The 1,426-nt window shown below is 36.2% G+C and carries 1 protein-coding gene; it reads right to left on the minus strand.

Annotated features, from left to right (window positions below):
- A partial coding sequence (locus SPD89_RS22760; RefSeq protein ID WP_336264230.1) for an IS4 family transposase occupies nucleotides 1-1,352 on the minus strand: 1,352 nt, incomplete at its 3' end.
- Nucleotides 1,353-1,426: the final 74 nt, after the last annotated feature.

A 1,426-nucleotide genomic window follows, 5' to 3' on the forward strand; every position in this document is an offset into this window, starting at 1 on the left:
GTTTTAATATCAACGGGTCCAGATTCAGAAATTGCCGTAATGACAATATCCAAAAGTTCATCAAACATACTCCACAACTGTTCTGCAATATTCTTTTGTGCCATTTCATCTTTCTTTTCTGCAAAGAGTCCACCTAGCGTTTCATAGTCATTTATTCTGCGAAAATAGGATAAAAAGACATATAGAATATAGGTCGTTGTGACATGAGCTATTTGTGCATCAAAATTTTGGGATTGACATTTTCCCAGGCGAAGCAACTGTTTAGATTCCCTGAAAAAAACTTCGATAGACCAACGAATGGAATAGATTTCAAGCATCTGGAGCAGTGACAGGGATTCATCTGTAGAAAGATAGACTTTCCAATCCTTTTGATAGGGGAAACGGCAAAAATACAGTTTAACCGTTTCGTCAATACCCGGATAGTAGACTATTACCTCAAAATAACGTACGTTTCTTTTGCGGCAACGCTTTTCTTTCCCCTCTTTTTTAAGCACTTTTAAAAGCGTTTTTGCATTCATTTCTTCTCCGTTATATTCGTATAGCCTTTTATCTTTTCTCATTGCACAAATAATGTGCATGACCCCATCTTTGATTTCTCTAACAGCGGATATAAAGCCTTTGCTTGGAAACCAACTGTCCACTAAAACATACTTGGCCTTGAATCCGTGTTTTACGGCCCTTTTAAGCATGCTAAGGGAATTGGTGATTTTGTCTACATTACATTCCTTTATGCGTTTCGCTCCATTTGTTTTCGGATTCCTTTCCTTCTTGTATTGCTTTTTCCGATATTTTCTTTTCTGCTTCTTTTCTGAATGAAGGCTGAAATCAAGTGGAGCAAAGCTGGTGCCATCAAAAATACCCATCGTCAAATTCTTAAAACCAAGCGTGCTTTTTCCTTTTCTGCCAGCAACATGATCATGAACATAGGAAATGTTTTCAATCTTTTTCCCTGTACGTGCATCTATTGTGTCATCGAAAATAAAAGCAGAATTTGGCTTCACTTCCTTTTCAGGATTAACCAGTTCTTGAAATCGTTTTGATACATTTAAAAGAAGACCTCGCCAAGGGAGGCGTTCGTTATTTTTCACACGATAAAAAGTATCCTTTTGCATTTCTTTCAAACTTTCATAATTACTTTTGTATAAAGCGTTGACACTAGTAATAAGCATAAGAGGAAACAGCACCATTAAAGCCAAAATATCGGTAATAGAATACCCCTGATCCTTTTTAAATCCTACACGATGACAAAGAGAACGAAAATTGAATTTCTTCATCACATCTTGTATAATAGAATCAATCGAAAAACCATGAGATTGAAATACATTTTCGATTTCTTTAGGTTTTTTCCGCATGATAACACGTCCTTTTTGGTTGTTTTGGATTGGTACCTTAATTATACCAAAAATCCAGTGTTCGTGCGGGTTTT

The sequence above is a fragment of the Pseudogracilibacillus sp. SO30301A genome, from assembly GCF_037072025.1.
Lineage (GTDB): Bacteria > Bacillota > Bacilli > Bacillales > Amphibacillaceae > Pseudogracilibacillus.